Origin of the sequence: Rhizobium sp. TH2 (assembly GCF_024707525.1) — a bacterium.
Taxonomy (GTDB): domain Bacteria; phylum Pseudomonadota; class Alphaproteobacteria; order Rhizobiales; family Rhizobiaceae; genus Rhizobium_E.
On sequence record NZ_CP062231.1, the window covers coordinates 525,312 to 543,065 of the forward strand.

At 61.3% G+C, this 17,754-nt stretch carries 23 protein-coding genes and 1 other RNA gene; 12 read left to right on the forward strand and 12 right to left on the reverse strand.

The genetic code is table 11. The features are described 5' to 3' along the window. Window positions 1-69 precede the first annotated feature (69 nt). The 4 genes from IHQ71_RS02700 to IHQ71_RS02715 all read right to left on the reverse strand — a co-directional run bounded on the left by IHQ71_RS02700 (window position 70) and on the right by IHQ71_RS02715 (window position 3,822). On the reverse strand, window positions 70-693 hold the full coding sequence (locus IHQ71_RS02700; RefSeq protein ID WP_258160356.1) for an RNA-binding protein: 624 nt from the start codon (window positions 691-693) through the stop codon (window positions 70-72). 39 nt (window positions 694-732) lie between these two features. Further along, on the reverse strand, window positions 733-2,346 hold the full coding sequence (gene nusA / locus IHQ71_RS02705) for a transcription termination factor NusA (protein WP_258160357.1): 1,614 nt from the start codon (window positions 2,344-2,346) through the stop codon (window positions 733-735). A gap of 61 nt (window positions 2,347-2,407) precedes the next feature. Further along, the gene (gene rimP, locus IHQ71_RS02710; protein WP_258160358.1) at window positions 2,408-2,998 is read right to left on the reverse strand and encodes a ribosome maturation factor RimP; all 591 of its coding nucleotides are present in this window, start codon (window positions 2,996-2,998) and stop codon (window positions 2,408-2,410) included. Between the two features lie 245 nt (window positions 2,999-3,243). Then, window positions 3,244-3,822 carry a TetR/AcrR family transcriptional regulator gene (locus IHQ71_RS02715; RefSeq protein WP_258160359.1) on the reverse strand — a complete coding sequence of 193 codons (579 nt, stop codon included), beginning with the start codon at window positions 3,820-3,822 and terminating at the stop codon, window positions 3,244-3,246. Window positions 3,823-3,882: 60 nt separating this feature from the next. Here IHQ71_RS02715 and IHQ71_RS02720 point away from each other — a divergent pair, with 60 nt between their 5' ends. The 5 genes from IHQ71_RS02720 (at window position 3,883) to IHQ71_RS02740 (ending at window position 5,806) form a co-directional block, all read left to right on the forward strand. Next, window positions 3,883-4,260 carry a nuclear transport factor 2 family protein gene (locus IHQ71_RS02720; protein WP_258160360.1) on the forward strand — a complete coding sequence of 126 codons (378 nt, stop codon included), beginning with the start codon at window positions 3,883-3,885 and terminating at the stop codon, window positions 4,258-4,260. Between the two features lie 61 nt (window positions 4,261-4,321). Continuing rightward, complete coding sequence (locus IHQ71_RS02725; RefSeq protein WP_258160361.1) at window positions 4,322-4,603, forward strand: putative quinol monooxygenase; 282 nt, start codon at window positions 4,322-4,324, stop codon at window positions 4,601-4,603. A 12-nt stretch (window positions 4,604-4,615) separates the two neighbouring features. Then, window positions 4,616-4,978 carry a nuclear transport factor 2 family protein gene (locus tag IHQ71_RS02730; protein ID WP_258160362.1) on the forward strand — a complete coding sequence of 121 codons (363 nt, stop codon included), beginning with the start codon at window positions 4,616-4,618 and terminating at the stop codon, window positions 4,976-4,978. A gap of 71 nt (window positions 4,979-5,049) precedes the next feature. Beyond that, complete coding sequence (locus tag IHQ71_RS02735) at window positions 5,050-5,385, forward strand: helix-turn-helix transcriptional regulator (protein WP_258160363.1); 336 nt, start codon at window positions 5,050-5,052, stop codon at window positions 5,383-5,385. Beyond that, window positions 5,378-5,806 carry an SRPBCC domain-containing protein gene (locus tag IHQ71_RS02740; protein WP_258160364.1) on the forward strand — a complete coding sequence of 143 codons (429 nt, stop codon included), beginning with the start codon at window positions 5,378-5,380 and terminating at the stop codon, window positions 5,804-5,806. The genes IHQ71_RS02735 and IHQ71_RS02740 overlap by 8 nt, the downstream gene beginning before the upstream one ends. A gap of 38 nt (window positions 5,807-5,844) precedes the next feature. Here the strand turns inward: IHQ71_RS02740 and IHQ71_RS02745 are convergent, their stop codons facing one another. The 4 genes from IHQ71_RS02745 to IHQ71_RS02760 form a co-directional block, all read right to left on the reverse strand. Then, a complete protein-coding gene (locus tag IHQ71_RS02745) occupies window positions 5,845-7,104 on the reverse strand; it encodes a lytic murein transglycosylase (protein WP_258160365.1) in 1,260 nt (419 codons plus the stop codon). Between the two features lie 173 nt (window positions 7,105-7,277). After that, on the reverse strand, window positions 7,278-7,883 hold the full coding sequence (gene recR / locus IHQ71_RS02750; RefSeq protein ID WP_258160366.1) for a recombination mediator RecR: 606 nt from the start codon (window positions 7,881-7,883) through the stop codon (window positions 7,278-7,280). Window positions 7,884-7,919: 36 nt separating this feature from the next. After that, on the reverse strand, window positions 7,920-8,531 hold the full coding sequence (locus IHQ71_RS02755) for a LysE family translocator (RefSeq protein ID WP_258160367.1): 612 nt from the start codon (window positions 8,529-8,531) through the stop codon (window positions 7,920-7,922). Between the two features lie 31 nt (window positions 8,532-8,562). Then, complete coding sequence (locus IHQ71_RS02760; RefSeq protein WP_258160368.1) at window positions 8,563-9,156, reverse strand: TetR/AcrR family transcriptional regulator; 594 nt, start codon at window positions 9,154-9,156, stop codon at window positions 8,563-8,565. Between the two features lie 84 nt (window positions 9,157-9,240). On the opposite strand from IHQ71_RS02760, the gene IHQ71_RS02765 reads away from it, so the two are divergent. Further along, window positions 9,241-10,140, forward strand: a complete 900-nt coding sequence (locus IHQ71_RS02765) for an alpha/beta fold hydrolase (RefSeq protein ID WP_258160369.1) — start codon at window positions 9,241-9,243, stop codon at window positions 10,138-10,140. Here the strand turns inward: IHQ71_RS02765 and IHQ71_RS02770 are convergent. The 3 genes from IHQ71_RS02770 to ffs form a co-directional block, all read right to left on the reverse strand. After that, on the reverse strand, window positions 10,137-10,460 hold the full coding sequence (locus tag IHQ71_RS02770) for a YbaB/EbfC family nucleoid-associated protein (protein WP_258160370.1): 324 nt from the start codon (window positions 10,458-10,460) through the stop codon (window positions 10,137-10,139). The genes IHQ71_RS02765 and IHQ71_RS02770 overlap by 4 nt on opposite strands. 10 nt (window positions 10,461-10,470) lie before the next feature. Continuing rightward, entirely contained in the window at window positions 10,471-12,303 is a 1,833-nt protein-coding gene (locus IHQ71_RS02775) for a DNA polymerase III subunit gamma/tau (protein WP_258160371.1), read from the reverse strand. A gap of 114 nt (window positions 12,304-12,417) precedes the next feature. Further along, window positions 12,418-12,515, reverse strand: an RNA gene (ffs, locus tag IHQ71_RS02780) — signal recognition particle sRNA small type. 93 nt (window positions 12,516-12,608) lie between these two features. Between ffs and IHQ71_RS02785 the strand changes: the two genes are divergently transcribed. From IHQ71_RS02785 to IHQ71_RS02800, 4 genes are all read left to right on the forward strand, one after another. Then, window positions 12,609-13,013: an HIT domain-containing protein gene (locus IHQ71_RS02785; RefSeq protein ID WP_258160372.1), complete on the forward strand. Its 405-nt coding sequence runs from the start codon at window positions 12,609-12,611 to the stop codon at window positions 13,011-13,013. Continuing rightward, window positions 13,013-13,981: an NAD(+) diphosphatase gene (gene nudC, locus IHQ71_RS02790; protein WP_258160373.1), complete on the forward strand. Its 969-nt coding sequence runs from the start codon at window positions 13,013-13,015 to the stop codon at window positions 13,979-13,981. Before IHQ71_RS02785 ends, nudC begins: the two co-directional genes overlap by 1 nt. A gap of 4 nt (window positions 13,982-13,985) precedes the next feature. Beyond that, the gene (locus IHQ71_RS02795) at window positions 13,986-14,483 is read left to right on the forward strand and encodes a heme-degrading domain-containing protein (protein ID WP_258160374.1); all 498 of its coding nucleotides are present in this window, start codon (window positions 13,986-13,988) and stop codon (window positions 14,481-14,483) included. Between the two features lie 82 nt (window positions 14,484-14,565). Continuing rightward, window positions 14,566-15,000, forward strand: a complete 435-nt coding sequence (locus IHQ71_RS02800) for an OsmC family protein (RefSeq protein WP_258160375.1) — start codon at window positions 14,566-14,568, stop codon at window positions 14,998-15,000. Window positions 15,001-15,018: 18 nt separating this feature from the next. Here the strand turns inward: IHQ71_RS02800 and IHQ71_RS02805 are convergent, their stop codons facing one another. After that, complete coding sequence (locus IHQ71_RS02805) at window positions 15,019-15,645, reverse strand: alpha/beta family hydrolase (RefSeq protein ID WP_258160376.1); 627 nt, start codon at window positions 15,643-15,645, stop codon at window positions 15,019-15,021. A 125-nt stretch (window positions 15,646-15,770) separates the two neighbouring features. Between IHQ71_RS02805 and IHQ71_RS02810 the strand changes: the two genes are divergently transcribed. Next, entirely contained in the window at window positions 15,771-16,547 is a 777-nt protein-coding gene (locus IHQ71_RS02810) for an SDR family NAD(P)-dependent oxidoreductase (protein WP_258160377.1), read from the forward strand. A 177-nt stretch (window positions 16,548-16,724) separates the two neighbouring features. Further along, window positions 16,725-17,753, forward strand: a complete 1,029-nt coding sequence (locus IHQ71_RS02815) for a substrate-binding domain-containing protein (protein ID WP_258160378.1) — start codon at window positions 16,725-16,727, stop codon at window positions 17,751-17,753. Window position 17,754 lies beyond the last annotated feature (1 nt).

The following is a 17,754-nucleotide window of genomic DNA, read 5'->3' on the forward strand; positions in this document are numbered from 1 at the left end:
CACCTTGTTGACCGGTGGTGGAGCTCCATTCGTTCAAAATTCTCGCGGGCGTCGCTGCCTTCACATAGATCAGGCGCTGCCGCCACGATAGGTTTCGAGCAGTTTCGCGCGCTTCACTACACCCTGACCGGCCTGCCCTGCAAGCGCCACGGCGTGGATAAATGCATTATCGCCCATCAGTTCCTGCATTTCGTCGAAGGACAGAAGCTGGAACGCGGGTATTTCTTCTAGCTCATCCATCGTGAGCATCCAGGCCTTGCGCGCCTGGGAAATCTTGCGGACGCCGTCGGGAGCGGCGTCTGTCGCGTGGAAGACGGCGAGCGCTGCGCCGGAGCGCACCGCACCATCCACCTTCGAATTGCCCGAGACGAACTGGCCCGCCTTGCGTGCCATATTCATCATGCCGGTCATCTGGGAAACCAGCAGGCGGTCCACCTGCTCGCCTAGCTCAGGTAGTGCCTTGACATCGGATTTCAAGGCGCGGGCGAAGAGTTGTTTCTGCACGGCCTTGTCGACGATGGCGCGGCTTGCGGTCACCGAGCAGCCGCGGCCGGGCAGGGCGCGCTTCAAATCCGGAACCACAGTGCCATCCGGCCCAGCCACGAAGCGGATCAGCATTTCTGCTGGCCCGCTTTCGCGTGTCACGATGCACATGCGGTCATTCATGGGTTCGTCTTCTTCTTTCACCTTCATGAATGTCCCGCCCTAAGCCTCGACCGATCCGTTACCGGATCAGGCCACGGCCTCGTCGCTCTCGCTGCCTTCGGCGGCAAGCGCCTCGGCCTCACGAGCGAGGTCTTCCTCGGTGATCCAGCCGGCGGACAGACGCGCCTGCACGATCATCGCCTCGGCATCGGTGCGCGAAACGTCGAATTTCTGGAACAGGCCCTCGAAGCGCTTCGTTTCGCCGTTCTTCTTCTCGGTCCAGCCGACGAGGTCGTCGGCGGCGCAGCCGGCGAAGTCCTCGATCGTCTTGATGCCGTCCTCACCGAGCGCGACCAGCATCTGGGCCGTCAGGCCCTCGATCTGGTAGAGTTCGTCCTCGACGCCGAGTTCCTTGCGCTTGGCATCCATCTCGGCCTGGATACGGTCGAGATATTCCTTGGCGCGGTTCTGGATTTCCCCGGCGGTTTCCTCGTCGAAGCCGTCGATCGAAGCGATTTCGCTCGCGTCGACATAAGCGAGTTCCTCGACCTGGGCGAAGCCTTCCGAAGCCAGCACCTGGCCAACCATCTCGTCGACATCAAGCGCTTCCATGAACAGCTTGGTGCGCTCGTTGAATTCCTTCTGGCGGCGCTCGGACTCTTCGGCTTCGGTCAGGATGTCGATATCCCAGCCGGTCAGCTGCGAGGCGAGGCGGACGTTCTGGCCGCGGCGACCGATGGCGAGCGAAAGCTGCTCATCCGGCACCACGACTTCGATGCGCTCGGCGTCCTCATCGAGAACGACCTTCGCGACTTCGGCCGGCTGCAGCGCATTGACGATGAAGTTCGCCGGATCGCTGGACCAGGGAATGATGTCGATCTTCTCGCCCTGGAGTTCGCCGACGACGGCCTGGACGCGGGAGCCGCGCATACCGACGCAGGCGCCGACCGGATCGATCGACGAATCGTTGGAGATGACGGCGATCTTGGCGCGCGAACCCGGATCGCGGGCGACCGAGCGGATCTCGATGATGCCGTCATAGATTTCCGGCACTTCCATCGTGAAGAGCTTGACCATGAACTGCGGATGCGTACGCGACAGGAAGATCTGCGGACCGCGCTGTTCGCGGCGAACGTCATAGACGAAGGCGCGGACGCGGTCGCCCGGACGCATGGCTTCGCGCGGGATCATTTCGTCGCGGCGGATGATGCCTTCGCCACGGCCGAGATCGACGATGACATTGCCGTATTCGACGCGCTTGACGGTGCCGTTGATGATCTCGCCGATACGATCCTTGTATTCGTCGAACTGGCGGTCACGCTCGGCTTCGCGCACCTTCTGCACGATGACCTGCTTGGCCGACTGCGCGGCGATGCGGCCGAAATCCATCGGCGGCAGCGGGTCGGCGATGAAGTCGCCGATCTGGGCATCGGGGTTGCGGTCGCGGGCGAGCAGAAGCGGGATCTCGCGGGAATAGTCTTCCGCGTGTTCGACCACTTCAAGCAGGCGCTGCAGCTTCATCTCGCCGGTCTTCGGGTTGATGTCGGCCTTGATGTTGGACTCGGTGCCGTAGCGCGAACGCGCGGCCTTCTGGATGGCGTCGGCCATGGCGGCAAGGACGATTTCCCGGTCGATCGACTTTTCGCGGGCAACCGCGTCGGCGATCTGAAGGAGTTCAAGCCTGTTTGCACTCACTACCATCTTAAGTCTCCAATGCTGATGGTCTGGTTTTTCGAATCCGGCCAGTCGCGCTTCACAGCGTTCAGGCGTCGTCCTCGCTCTCGAAATTCTCGTTTGCGGCTTGGCGCGCCGCCTTGTCGGCCTTCAACGCATCGCGGATCAGGTCGTCGGTCAGAATCAGACGTGCTTCCGCAAGCGTCGTGAAGGGAATGGTGACCAGCGGATCTTCATCCTTGGCCGGCGTCTCGCGCTCCAGCACGAAGGCATCTTCGGAAACACTCGAAATCGTGCCGCGAAACCGCTTGCGGCCTTCCACCATGACGGAGGTCTCGAACTTCACGATATGGCCAACCCACTTGGTAAAGTCCGACTTCCGAACCATCGGCCGGTCGATACCGGGCGATGACACTTCAAGATGATACGCCTTGTCGATCGGGTCATCAACATCGAGCACCGGCGAGATCGCCGTGGACAGCTTTTCGCAGTCCTGGACGGTCATGACGCCATCGGGCCGCTCGGCCATGATCTGCAGGGTCATGCCGTTCTGGCTGGAAAGCTTCACCCGCACGAGCTGGTAGCCCATCTCGACGATGGTCGGCTCGATGATCGCTGCGACGCGCGCGTCGATCCCGGTTTCGGTAATCAGTCTCGGTTCAATGACCGTATCGTTCATCGTCTCTCGTTTCGTCCAGCCTGGCTGGAGGTAACAAAAAAGAGCGGGTCCTCGCGGCCCCACTCTTCATCAAATGATCAAGAATTTTGCGGTGATATAGACCTGTTAACGAAAGATTGCAAGTCCAAAGGCGGAGGGGTCTCGCCAAGCGCCCAGACGCAGCCGCGGCCGGCGAATCCGGCGGTCGGAGAACGTTCGGCCCCGTGCGGGATTGCCGATGTGCGCCCCCGTCAGCCAACAGCGACTCAGCGCCGGACGAGCAACCTTTCCAGTGCTTCATCGACAAGGGCGGGAACGGTCGCTGGATCATCAAGGTATGCGATTTCAAGCAGGCCATCCGACAGCGCGACGAGCAGCGAGGCAGTGACGGAAGGCATGGGATCCCCATCTTCCGCAAGAAGGTTGCGGAGACTGTCGTGATACCAGGCGCGACGCGCATCGATGGCCCGGCGCACCTTGCTGGCCGGATCGGGATACTCGGCCGCTGCGTTGAGGAACGGACAGCCGCGCCAGCCGCCCGCGGTCACGGCATCGCCGATACGGCCCATGATTGCAGCGATCATTTCGCGTGGCGGTCGGTTTGGCAAGGCAGCGACTGCCTCCCGACCGAGCCGGTCCTGTTCTTCGACATAGGCGACGACGAGTTCATCCTTTGACGGAAAGTGCTTGTAGAAGGTCGCCTTGGCCACGGCGGCTTCCGCGATGATGCGATCGATGCCGACGGCATGGATGCCGGTTTCGTAGAAAAGCCTGGTTGCCGTGTCGAGCAGACGACGGCGCGCCGGACTTTCTTCAGGATGACGTGGAGAATCTTTTTCCTTCATTGCTTGACTCTGACAGACAGGTCTGTATATTGCAACATACAGACCTGTCTGTATGGAGGAATGCAAATGAGCGAAACATCCGAAGTCATCCACCGGTTCAACCAAGCGTTCCAAGACCATGATCCCACCGCATTCGTAGACCTGATCGCCCCGGATTGCGTCATGGAGTCGATCCAGCCGGCGCCGGACGGCACGCGCTACGAAGGCTACGACGCCAACCTGACATTCTGGCAGGCCCTGGCGGCTGACCGCGTTGCCCATTTCGAGGTGGAAGACACCTTCGTGATGGGCGACCGCGCGAATATCCGTTGGCGCTTTCATTTCGGCGATGGTGGCTCGGTCCGCGGCGTCAGCCTGATACGTGTCCGTGACGGCCGGATCGTCGAGGCCCTGGCCTATTCCAAATCGCCGGGCGAGTCGGCACCCCTGCCTGAGTGACGGTTTCCTTGCCTCGTGGCATCGGCGCCAGCAGTGTTCGAACTTTCAAGGAGGAACTCTCATGATCATCATCGCAGGCTACACACGTACTGAATCTGACAAGCGCGACGCAGCCGTGGCAGCGTTCGCCGCCATGGTCCAAAAGGCGAGGGAACAGGATGGCTGTCTCGACTTCTCGATCAGCGCGGACGCGGTTGATCCCGAAAGGGCCAATATTTTCGAATGCTGGCGCGACCAGCAGGCCCTCAACGCCTGGCGCAAGATCGCCCGAGGGCCGCGCGTCGAACCCAGGGAGGCGCATGTTCAACTTTATCGCACTGACAAGGCTGAGAAGCCGTTCTGAGGAGATGAGAAAATGACGACCGACAGCAAAGCTACACGCGAAATCCTGGAACGCTTTAACGGTGCCTTCCAGAAACATCGCCCCGAAGACCTCGACGACCTGATCGGCGAGGGCTGCGTCCTTGAAAACACGGCACCGGCGCCAGACGGCGCGCGCTACGAAGGGCGCCAGGCATGTCTCGATTTCTGGAAGGGGATCGCATCTTCCGCCAACCTCGTCTTCAAGGATGAGGAGATTTCGGCGCTGGGCGATCGCGGCATCATCCGATGGGAACTACGCTGGGGTGAAAATGAAGCGGATCGCGTCCGAGGCGTCAACATCATGCGTGTTCGGGACGGCAAGATTGTCGAAGGTCTGGGATATGTGAAGGGATAGCCTTCAAAATTATTCACCCATATGGTTGACTATCGACTCGGAATACAATATTCAACCATTAGGGTGAATAAATGGAAGACGAAAAACTGTCACGCATCCTGAAGGCCGTAGGAGATACGACCAGACGGCACATACTCACGCTCCTCGTGCAAGAGGGGCCGCTGAGAGTGACTGCGCTCGCCGCCCATTTCGACATGTCCCTCAACTCCGTTTCAAAGCACATCAAGGTGCTGGAGGAGGCGGGAGTGGTCACCCGCCGGACTTTGGGCCGCGAGCATTTCATCGCGGCGGAACTCGATCCGCTGAGGGTGACCGAAGGCTGGTTCGCGCAACTGAAGTCCATATGGGAACTGCGCCTCGCGGCGCTCGAAAACATACTCGCAACCAAGGACCAAGACGATGAGTGAACTCGAATTGACCATCAGCCGCACCATTCCCGCCTCGCGCGAAAAGGTGTTCAACGCCTGGCTCTCGCCGAAGGTCATGGCGCAATTCATGAACACGCCGATGGGCGGCAACGCGCCTGCCAAGGTGAGCAACGATCCCGTCAGGGGAGGCCGCTTCTCGATCGTTATGATGAACGAGGACAAGGAGATACCGCACGCCGGTACCTATCTTGCGATCGACCCGCATTCACATCTCTCCTTCACCTGGGAGTCGCCTTATTCGCTCGACGATAGCGTGGTGACGATCGACCTCGCTGAGGTCGACGCCGGTATGACGGAGATCACGCTCAGGCAAGTGAAATTCAGCAGCGAGCAGTCACGCGACGGCCACAGGGAAGGTTGGACGGCGATCGTCGGCCATCTCGCCAACATACTGAGCTGAGAGCAGTTTCCGGGCAGGCCCTGCGGTTCGCCCGGCCGTCACAACTTGCCCAGCATATCCTCTTCCGGATAGCAGGTCGGGCTCATGCCGTTGGCTTCCTGCCAGCGGCCGATCGAGCGGCGGGTCTTGTAGCCTGGCAGGCCATCGACCTTGCCGACATCGTTGCCCAGCCTTTGGAGCTTCTTCTGCATATGCTCGACATCGGAGCGCAGCATATGGCCGACCTTGCCCCACTTGCCCTTGAACGCACCGGAATTGGACGCGACGCGATCGGCGAGATTACCGATGAACAGCGCGTAGAGGTCGGAGTTGTTGTATTCCTTGATCACGTAGAAATTCGGCGTGACGATGAATTCCGGACCGTGCCGGCCGGCCGGCACCAGCATCATGCCGCTGGCCTTGAGTTCGCCCGAGGGGAAATCCTTGTCCGAAATCCTTGATATGCCGAGCCCCGACCAGTTGCGGATGGACTGGGCGAGATCGGGACCTTCCTGCGCACAGGAGACGCCGGGGGGGATCGTCACCTCGTAGCCCCAGCTTCGATTGGCCTGCCAGCCCTTGGCCACCAGATAGTTGGCGATCGAACCCAGCGCGTCCGGCACCGAGTTCCAGATGTCCTTGTCGCCATCGCCATCGAAATCGACGGCATATTTGAGATAGCTCGACGGCATGAATTGCGGCTGGCCCATCGCGCCGGCCCAGGAGCCTTTCATCCTGGCGGGATCGATGCCCTGTTCGATCATCGCAAGCGCCGCCATCAGTTCCTTGTGGAAGAGCTCCTTGCGGTCGCCCATGAAGGCCATGGTGGCGAGCACGTCGATTTCGCTCGATGTGATCTTGGCGCGGCCATAGCCGGTCTCGCGGCCCCAGATGGCGACGACGATCTCGCCCGGCACACCGTATTTGCGCTCGATCTGCTTGAGCAGGCGCGCATGAGCGGAGGCATAGGAGCGGCCATTGTTGGCGAGTGTCGTGAGCCGCTTCTCATCGAAATAGGGCCCGGGCGAGGAAAACTCGGCCTGGCTCTGCTTCTTCTTTTTCTTCGGCTTCTCGCCGGGCGGGGTGAGATCGGGGAGCTTCCAATTAATCTGCACGCCGGCAAAGGCGCGATCGAAGCTCTTGCGCGAAATGCTGTTTGCCTTTGCTGCGGGCCAGATATCGTTCTCGATCCAGGCGTGGAACTGCTTTTCGACGGCTGCTTGTGAAGCGGCGAAGGCGGGAGAGGTGATGGATGCGAGGAGAAGAAGGAATAAGACCGTGAGCGCCCGCCTTACACCCCCCTCTGTCCTGCCGGACATCTCCCCCTCAAGGGGGGAGATCAGATGTAGCGCCGTTTCGCTCTTCTCTTTCGCCGAACAAGCAGGACGGATAGCTTGATTGGGGTCGGGTGCAAGCAACTTGCCAATCTCCCCCCTTGAGGGGGAGATGCCCGGCAGGGCAGAGGGGGGTCGCTTCCGCATGCCAACTCCCATCATATCGCCGTCCGCGACCTCAGTGCTGCCGTCAGCGTGCCTTCGTCGAGATAATCGAGTTCGCCGCCAACCGGCACGCCGTGCGCCAGCCGGGTGATCTTCACGTCGAGCCCGGTCAACTGGCTGGTGATGTAATGCGCGGTGGTTTGCCCCTCGACGGTGGCGTTGACGGCGATGATGATCTCGCGCACGCCGCCCTGCATCACCCGGTCGATCAGGCCGCGGATGTTGAGATCATCGGGGCCGATGCCATCGAGCGGCGACAGCGTGCCGCCGAGCACGTGATAGGCGGTGTTCATCGCGCCGGAGCGTTCCAGCGCCCAGAGGTCGGAGACATCCTCGCAGACGATGATCGTCGAACGGTCGCGCCGGTCGTCGGTACAGACGGTGCACGGGTCCATCGTATCGACATTGCCGCAGTTCGAGCAGATCCGGACCTTCTGGTGCGCCTCGCTCATCGCGCTCGCGAGCGGGCCGAGCAACTGGTCCTTCTTCTTGACGAGATGCAGCGCCGCGCGCCTCGCGGACCTTGGACCCAGGCCAGGCACCTTTGCCAGAAGCTGGATGAGTTTTTCGATTTCGGGGCCGGTGACTCGCTTTGCCATGCCTTGCTTCTAGCCCATATGGGGGGCTCTTGTGAATTATTTTGCCGCAATCGCCACCGCTGCACCCGCCATCAGGCCGGCACTGGTGCGGTTGGCGATCTTCACGGCGCGGTTGCTCCTGAGCAGAAGCCGCGCCTTGGCGGCGAACAGTACCCAGACGAGATCGACGAAAACCAGCACCGCGAACATCACCGCGACAAGTTCCCCCCAGCCGGCAACGGTGACGGCGTTGAGGTCGATGATGGTCGGCAGAAGCGCGACATAGAACATCATGATTTTGGGATTGCCGAGCGTCACGGTCATGCCAGCGAAGAACAGCTTTCGCGCGGAGCCTGCCTCGGGCAGTGTGTCGCCGGATGTACCGGTGGGCGCGAACCACATTTTCCATGCGAGATAAAGCAGATAGGCGACGCCGATCCATTTGATCGCGACGAACACATAGTGGAAGGTCTCGGCGATCGCTGCAAGACCGAGCACGGCGAGCGACAACCAGATCGCCTCGCCGACCCACATGGCTGCCAGGAAGGGAAACACATCGCGCGCGCCACGCGTCAACACGCGGGCGATCAGGGCTGCGATGCTCGGTCCGGGAGAGCCCGCCGCGATCAGCAGCGCGCCTGCGAAAATAGCGAGGGATGCGAGTGTCATGATGTCCTCCGTGGGCCCCATATAAATAATTTCAGGCGGGAGGTGAACCCGTTTGTTGTCGCGATGCCGCCTCGACGAGGGTGCGCGCGGCCTGCCCGGCAAGCGTCATATAGCTTGGGTCCCTGTCCAATGTGACCACCGCGAAAGCACCATCGAGAAGAATCCTGATCTGCCGGGCCAAGTCGTCCGGATTTGCGATTCCCCCTGCCGCGAGGCACCCGGCGAGCCAAGCCTCGATCCGCTGCTTGTGGGCAATGCCGCGCTTCAGTGCCGGGTGGCCGGGCATGTTGATGAGTTCGGACGATGTCCGGAGAAAGCCGCACCCTTTCCATTTCGGATGCTTCGCCGAGATCTCGAGCTGGTTGAAGATGGCTGCGATCTTGTCCGAGGCGCTGCCGTCTGCTTCCTCGAACCAGCGCTGGAAAGCCTGGAGGTTGGGCAGGTCGCGATAGTCGAGATAGGCGGTAACGAGGTCGTCCTTGCTCTTGAAGTGATAATAGAGCGATCGCTTCGTGAGGCCCGCTTCCGCCGCGATGGCATCGACGCTCACCCTGCCGATCCCTTCATTGTAGAAGAGCCGGCTGGCGGCGGAGACGATGCGTTCGCGGGTCGAGAGCTTATCCATCTAATCTATGTATACCGACCAGTGAGTATACACAATTCCGAAAAGCAATCATCCTCTTGCTCACGAGATCGCGGAGATATGGAGATGGATGACGTGCTGGGCTCGGCTATTGAGATTCTCTGCGATGACGGGGTCATCCTCAAGGGCGACTGGTGGCGTTCGGCACGCAAGGAAATGCTTGGTGTCGTAATTATGAACCCGGCCACCGGCGTGTTGGCGCGCTATTATCACCACTATGCGCGGTTCCTGTCGCTGCACGGCTTTGAAGTGTTGACCTATGACTATCGCGGCATCGGTCTTTCAAGACCGGAGCGGCTGGCCGGCTGCGGCTACAATTGGCGGCAATGGGGTGAACTGGATTTCGATGCCGTGATGCGACACGCGATGCAGAGGCGCCCTGGCATTCCAGTCTCAGTCGTCGGCCACAGCATCGGCGGGGTACTTCCGGGCTATGCGCCGAACGCCAGCCACCTGCACCGCATGCTGACCGTGGGCGCGCAATATGCCTACTGGCGCGATTATCTTCCCAGCCACAGGATGGCCCTCTTCCTGAAATGGCACCTGCTCATGCCCGGCCTGACGGCGCTCATCGGCTATTTTCCCGGCCGCGCGCTGAACTGGCTCGAGGACCTGCCGGCCGGCGTCGCCTACCAATGGGGTCTCGGCCGTGAAAGGCTGGAAAGCCGCTTGAAGCCCTGCGAGGTGGAGCAAATCCTCTCGCGTTTCGCCGCCGTCACGGCTCCGATACTGGCGATCGGCGTATCGGATGACGAATTCGGCACCAAGCCGGCGATCAGCCGCACGGTGGCCTATTTCTCAGGCGCCGAGGTGACCAAGGCCATGTTGTCGCCCGGCGATGTCGGGCGGCACATGGTCGGCCATTTCGATCTGTTTCATGCGCGCCATGCCACAGGCTTCTGGCTCGACACGCTCCTCTGGCTGCGTGACGGGATCAATCCCTGGCCAAATCGGCGCTTTGATTAGAACGGAAACTTCATCCCCGGCGGCAGCGGCAGGCCGGCGGTGATCGAGGCCATCTTTTCCGCAGCCTGGGCTTCACCCTTGTCCTTGGCGTCCTTGTGGGCGGCGACGATCAGGTCTTCGAGGATTTCGACGTCGTCTTCCTTGAACAGCGACGGGTCGATCTTGAGGCCGGTCATGTAGCCCTTGCCGTCGAGTGTGACGGTGACCATGCCGCCGCCGGAGCGGCCTTCGATCGAGAGGCTGGCGATCTCAGCCTGCACCTTCTCCATCTTGGCCTGCATTTCCTTGACCTTGCCCATCATGCCCATGAGGTCTTTCATAGAAATTCTCCTATTCGTTGTCTTCCGGAAGCTCGGGCTCGGGGGCCACATCCGCTTCCTCGTCGAGATCTGCCTGGTTTACGCGAACGTCGGTGATGCGTGCGCCGGGGAACCGGGCGAGAATGGCCGCGACATCCGGATCGGCGCGGGCGTCGGTCAGCCGGTCATCGCGCTGCTTGGCGTCTTGTTCGATGAGCGTCAGCCCGCCGGGACCGCTCACGACACTGACCTGCCAGGTAACGCCGGTCCATTCCTTCAGCCGGCTGAACAGATCATTGGCGATCGATTTCGGCGCGTCGGGAGAGAGTGCGAATTCAAGCTTGCCGGGCTCCATGCGGACGGGCCGCACGAACTGGCGAAGCTGGGCCTTTAAGACCATGTCGCGCTTTTCGCCGGCTATGTTGGCGATATCAGCAAGCGTCTTGAGAACAATCTTGGGCTCCGGCTTTTCCTCGGCCTTTGGCGCCGCCTGCATCTCCATGCGCGCTTCGGGGCGGCTGCTCGGCACGGTGCTGAGCATGGCAGTCGGTCCGCTGGATGGACGGCTTGCCGGCTGTTCAATGCCGCGTGCTTCAGTGAGTGGGCGGCTATCAGCGGACGCGTTCGAACCGTTGGAGCGCGTGGGCTGGGACGGCGTGGATGCCTCGCCGGACAGGAGGCCGGCGATACGCCGCGCCGCATCTTCCGGCGCTGGCAGGTTGCCGGCATGGGCAAGGCGAATGATCACCATTTCGGCGGCACCCAGTGGTCGCGAGGAATTCTCGGTTTCCGGAATGCCCTTGAGCAGCATCTGCCATATGCGGGACAGTGTAGAGACGGCGATCGAACCGGCGAATTCCGCACCTTCCTTGCGCTCGATCTCGCTGAGCGAGGCATCGGTTGCCGATTCCGGAATGAACTTCAGCCGCGTCACGAGATGGGTAAAATCGGCAAGGTCGGTCAGCACCACGACGGGGTTGGCGCCGGCCTCGTATTGCGATGAGAATTCCCTCAGCGCCGCCGCGACATCGCCCTTCACGATCTCGCGGAAGAGATCGACGATGCGGGCGCGGTCGGCAAGGCCGAGCATGGCGCGCACGGCGGATGTCTCCACATGGCCTGAGCCATGGGCGATCGCCTGATCGAGCAGCGACAGGCCGTCGCGAGCCGAGCCTTCAGCGGCGCGGGCGATCAGCGCAAGTGCCTCGGTCTCGGCCTCGATACCTTCCTTGCCCGCAATCGTGGAGAACAGGCCGGCGAGGTCTGACGCCGGAATGCGGCGCAGGTCGAAGCGCTGACAGCGCGACAGCACCGTCACCGGCACCTTGCGGATCTCGGTGGTCGCGAAGATGAATTTCACATGCTCCGGCGGCTCTTCCAGCGTCTTCAGCAGACCGTTGAAGGCCTGAGTGGAAAGCATGTGCACTTCGTCGATGATATAGACTTTGTAGCGCGCCGAGGCCGGGCGGTAACGCACCTGCTCGATGATCTCGCGGATGTCGTCGATGCCGGTATGCGAGGCTGCGTCCATCTCGATCACATCGACGTGGCGGCCTTCCATGATCGCCTGGCAATGCACGCCGGGCTCTTTCAGGTCGATCGTCGGCTTGTCGATCGTGTCGGTTTTGTAATTGAGCGCGCGGGCGAGAATGCGGGCGGTGGTGGTCTTGCCAACGCCGCGTACGCCGGTCAGCATATAGGCTTGGGCGATGCGGCCGCTCTCGAAGGCATTGGTCAGCGTCTTGACCATCGGCTCCTGGCCAACCATCAGGTCGGAGAAGTCCTTCGGGCGATACTTGCGCGCAAGCACCCGGTAGCCGGTCTTCTGGCCTGCCTCGCCGGAAATGTTGTCGCCGTCTGCCATCGTCCTGCCGTTCCTCGATTCCGCCCTCACAGGCTTATCATTAATGGCAAGCCTATCCATATTGGCCGGAAATGGAAATTCCGTCGTCAAAAATATCCGGCACAATGTGAGAGGGTGGGAGGCCAGCACGATGACCCGTACCGAAGCTCGTTGTGGCTGCTTCCTTCCGGACCTGACCCGATTGGCGAGTGGCGCGTCCACCACCAGCCTCCCGCGCTTCATATCGTCAATATCTTTTCCGATTGCAAGCCAAACCTCGAATTATCTGCTAGCATTCGCCAAAACATAAGACGGGAGGCGAGGACTTGGCGGCGTTCGAGCTCAATGAGAAACTGCGCGCGGATTCGACATTGGTCGAAAATCTCGGGCTCTGCCAGCTGCGTTTGATGGATGACAAGCGCTGGCCGTGGCTGGTGCTTGTGCCGCAGCGTCCCGGGATCGAGGAGGTCTTCGATCTCACCCCGCTCGACCAGACGATGCTGACTTTCGAGACCAATCTGGTCGGTCAGGCCTTGAAGAAATGCACCAATGCCACCAAAGTCAATGTCGGCGCGCTCGGCAATATCGTGCGGCAATTGCATGTGCATGTCATCGCGCGCCACGAAAACGATCCGAACTGGCCGGGTCCCGTCTGGGGCTATGGTGCGCGTGAAGCCTATGGCGCGGCTGAAAAGCAGGTGCTGATGAAGAAGATACTGGAAAGCCTTTGATGCCGAAATCCTCGATGTTCGATGTTCTCTCGCCCCATCCGGAACCGTCGAGCCTCGTGGCCTTTGCTGGCAACAGGATCGACCGGCAATCAGAGCACCGGCCGGATGATTGCGTCGAGGTGGCGCTGAAGCATCACAGCGTGCATCTGTTTGCCTTTGCTCGCGGCCGGTTGGCGTTGAAGCACGAGGAGCAGGTTCTCGACCCGCTGTTTGCGCCTCACGAACTGATGGATCTCGAACCGGACTGGGAAAATGCCATCCTGCTCGGTTTCGAAGAGAACGGAGAGCCGCGCGTGGCCGTGCCTGTGGGCATCGATCCCGATGTGGCGCTGGACCACCTTAAATTCGCCGACGGCCGCACGCTGATGCGCGAGGAACTGATCAGCGAAACCCTGCTCGGCGAATTCGCCCAGGCATCAAGCCTGCTCAGCTGGAACCGTGCAACCCGCTATTGCGGCCGCTGCGGCTCCGAGACGCGGAGCGAGGCGGGTGGCTACCGGCGCAGATGCACGTCCTGCGATACGCAATATTTCCCCCGCACCGACCCCGTCGTCATCATGCTGACGGTGGACGAGACCGGCGACCGCGCGCTGCTCGGCCGTTCCTACCATTTCAATCCCGGCATGTATTCGTGCCTCGCGGGCTTCCTCGAGCCCGGCGAGACGATCGAGCAGGCCGTGCGACGCGAGACATTCGAGGAATCCGGCATCGAGGTAGGCGCGGTGCGCTACCACGCGTCGCAACCCTGGCCGATGCCACATTCGCTGATGATCGGCTGCTACGGGCAGGCGGAGAGCCTTGATATCAAGCGCGACGAGGCGGAGCTCGAGGATTGCCGCTGGTTCACCCGCGACGAGGTGAAGGCAATGATCGAGGGCACGCACAAGGAAGAGATCAACATACCGGTCGGCGGGGCGGTGGCCTACCGTCTGATCCAGGATTGGATCGACTGGCCGGCGGGGGAGTAAGGGAATGCTGGAATTGGAGAAAGACCGCGCGGAGATCATCGCGGTCGTCAGGAAACAGGAAGCGTTGGCGCAGTTTACCGCCTTCAACGAGGAGACGGCCTTCGACCTCGGCTCGGCGATCTATACGATCGCGCGGAGCAAGCGCTTGCCCGTCGCAATCAATATCAGGACATCCGAGCGGGTGCTGTTTCACGCCGCCATGCCCGGTGCTACGCCCGACAACGACCAGTGGGTGCGCCGCAAGAGCAATGTGGTCCTGCGTTTCCACCAATCGTCGCTGCTCTACGGTCAGTCGATGGCCGAGAAGGGGCGCACGATCGGCCCGGAATGGGGCCTCGATCCGCTCGACTATGCCGGCCACGGCGGCAGTTTTCCGATCCGCGTCAAGAAAGTGGGCGTGATCGGCGCGATCACCGTATCCGGCCTGCCGCAACTCGACGACCACCGCATGATCATCGAGGCGCTCGACCAGTTTCTTAAGCTCGAATTGCCGAAATTCTGAACCGCCGCCGCCATATCGGTGTTATTGGAGGCGGGTAGTAATCGACGTAACCGATCAATCACGAAGCTTATGGAGGACGACCATGAAAAGAACCGCAAACGCGATCTGGCAGGGCACCCTTAAAGAGGGCAACGGTACTCTTACTTCGCAGAGTGGCGCGCTTTCCAGCTTGCCGTATTCTTTCAAGGGCCGCTTTGTCGATGAGTCCGGTCAATCGGGCACCAATCCCGAAGAGCTGATCGCGGCCGCACACGCCGGCTGCTTTGCCATGCAGCTCTCGGCCTTTCTCGCTGAGAACGGCACGCCTGCGACCAGGCTCGATAGCACGGCGACGATCGATCTCGATATGAGTGGGGGCGGTGCTACCATCAAGAGCAGCACCATCGAACTCATTGGCACGGTACCCGGCATCGACGAGGCCAAGTTCAAGGAACTGGCCGACAAAGCGAAGGCAGGTTGCCCGGTGTCGCGCGCGCTTGGCGCGATCGAGGTATCGCTCAACGCGCGTCTCGCCTGAACAAAATGGGCCGGACAGTCAGAGCCGTCCGGCCCAATCCTTTGCGGCATTCGCCATCGATTTCATGTGATCGGCCACCGAAAATCCGGATATGGCCTTGCGCGGCTTGAGGTCGTGATCGCCGTCTTCGAGCCAGAGAATCTCGATCTTCCTGGACAGCGTGTAGCCGGAGACTTCCTCCCGGCTGCCGAAGATATCCCGTGTGCCCTGGCAGATCAGCGCCGGCGTGGCGAGCACTTCGAGATGCTTCGTGCGCAGGCTCTCGGGCTTGCCCGGCGGATGGAAGGGATAGCCGAGGCAGAGCAGGCCGGCGACTTTCTTAGCCGCATGCAGTTCATCGGCGATCATGCTTGCCACGCGGCCGCCCATGGATTTGCCGCCGATGACGAGCCTGCCCTCGGCGCCGAGCTTTTCGACCGCAGCGCGATATTCGCCCATCAACAGCTCCGCCTTTGGAGGCGGCTTGCGAGATTCGGATGTCCTGCGCGCGGCCATGTAGCCGAATTCGAATCGGGCGATGCGGAGCCCGGTGCCGGATAGCGCGGCGCTCATTGCCGTCATGGCTGCAGAGTCCATCGGCGCGCCCGCCCCATGCGCAAGCAGGACCGTGATATCGGCGTCTTCCGGGCCTTCGAACAAGAACATCTGCGGGTCCCCATGCAATCCACGATCTGCTCATAGCGGATTTTTCCGCCGTCTGTCACGGGTGGCGTCTTTCCGGCACAGCACTTCGTGCTAACGTTCCGAAAAGAGCTTTATGGGAGGATAGAATGAGCAACCAGGAACACGCACCCAATTTCAGCCTTGCGGGAAAAGTCACCGTGGTGACCGGCGCCAGCCGTGGCATCGGCCGCGCCTGCGCGCTGGCCTGCGCCGCGGCGGGCTCCCACGTCGTTCTAGGCGTCCGCAATCCTGCCAAGGCCGGCGATCTGGTGGCTGAGATCGAGGCGATGGGCCGCAAGGCGCTTGCCGTCGAACTCGACATACCCAACAAGGATCACATTGCCGGCGTGATAAAAGCGGCGGTGGAGGCGTTCGGCAGGATCGATGTGCTGGTCAACAATGTCGGCGTCGCGCCCGGCGATCTCGCCGAGCGCGTCGAGGAAAGCGCCGTCGATGAGATCCTCAACATCAACATCAAGGGCACGTTCCTGATGACGCAGGCGGTGGCGCGCCACATGATCGCTCGCAAGCAGGGCCGCATCATCTCGATCAGCTCGCAGGCCGGTACGAATGCGCTGCGCGGCGAGGCGATCTATTGCATGAGCAAGGCCGCGATCAACCACCTGACCCGCTGTCTCGCGGCGGAATGGGCCGAGCATGGCATAACGGTCAACACCGTCTCCCCGACCTTCATCCATACCGACGGCACCCAGCCTTATCTCGCCGAAGCGGAAAACTACAAGGCAACGGTCGATCACATCCCGCTCGGCCGCATCGGTGAGACCGGCGATGTCACCGGCGCGGTCGTGTTTCTCGCATCGCCCGCGGCAAGTCTGATCACGGGCGCAAACCTGCTGGTGGATGGTGGCTGGTCGGTTGCATAGCGCCTCGACGCCACAACTATGAAATATATTTCAAGTCGTGAATTTTATTGACGACGCCTTTTCGCTGTGGTTTATCTCCTGTCACCGGGGCTCGGGAGGAGCGCCGGATCCACGGATCAGAGGCCGCCTTTCGGGCGCCACGAGCTAATTGAGGGGCTTCGGCCTCGAGGAGGAACTTTGCGCAAATTTTTCACGACAACCGCATTCGCGGCCTTGGCGGCTGCGACTTTCATGTCCGGCACCGCAGCGGCGAACGAGACCCCGTTCAAGTGCAAGCCGGGCGAAAAATACGTCATGAACGTCATGGTCTCGGGCGTCGAATACTGGTTCCCTGTCTATGAGATGTTCAAGCAGGCCGGCCAGCAGATGGGCTGCGAGACGGCCTATACCGGCACGCCGGAATATGACGTCAACAAGCAGATCGCATCCTTCGACCAGGCGCTGGCGCAGAACCCGGCCGGCATCCTCGTCCACCCGATGAACTCCGATCCGTTCATCGAGCCGATCAACCGGGCCATCGACCAGGGCACGGCGATCGTCACCTTCGCGGCCGACTCGCCGCTTTCCAAGCGCATCTCGTTCATCACATCCGACAACACCCGCGAAGGCACCTATGCCGCCGATGCGATCGCCAAGAAGCTCGGCGAAAAAGGTGAATATGCCGTGCTCGAAAATCCGGGCCAGGACAATCACGACAAGCGCATCTCGGCCTTCATCGCCCGGATGGAAGAAAAATATCCCAACATGAAGCTGGTCGGCCGCGCCGCCTCCAACCAGGATCCGGCCAAGGCCTATCAGGGCCTGATGAGCATCATCCAGGCCAACCCGAACCTCAACGCTGTCTTCATGCCCGAGGCCAATTCGGCGATCGGCGCGGCGCAGGCGTCCAAGGAAAGCGGCGGCAAGGTTCTCGTCATGTGCGCCGACGTCAACGCCAATATCCTCGACATGATCAAGGCCGGCGAAGTGTTCGGCTCGATCAACCCGAACCAGGGCATGCAGGGCTATATGGGCTTCATGCTGCTGTGGCTCGCCAAGCATCCGGAACTCATCGACCCGATGAACGACGCCAAGCGCTCCGGCTTCAACGCGATGAGCGTGCCGGTGGTCGACAACGGCCTCTCGATCGTCACCGCCGACAACGCCGACGACTTCTACTGGGACAAGTATCTCAAGCGTCGCGGCACCAAGGGTATCGAGGAATAAG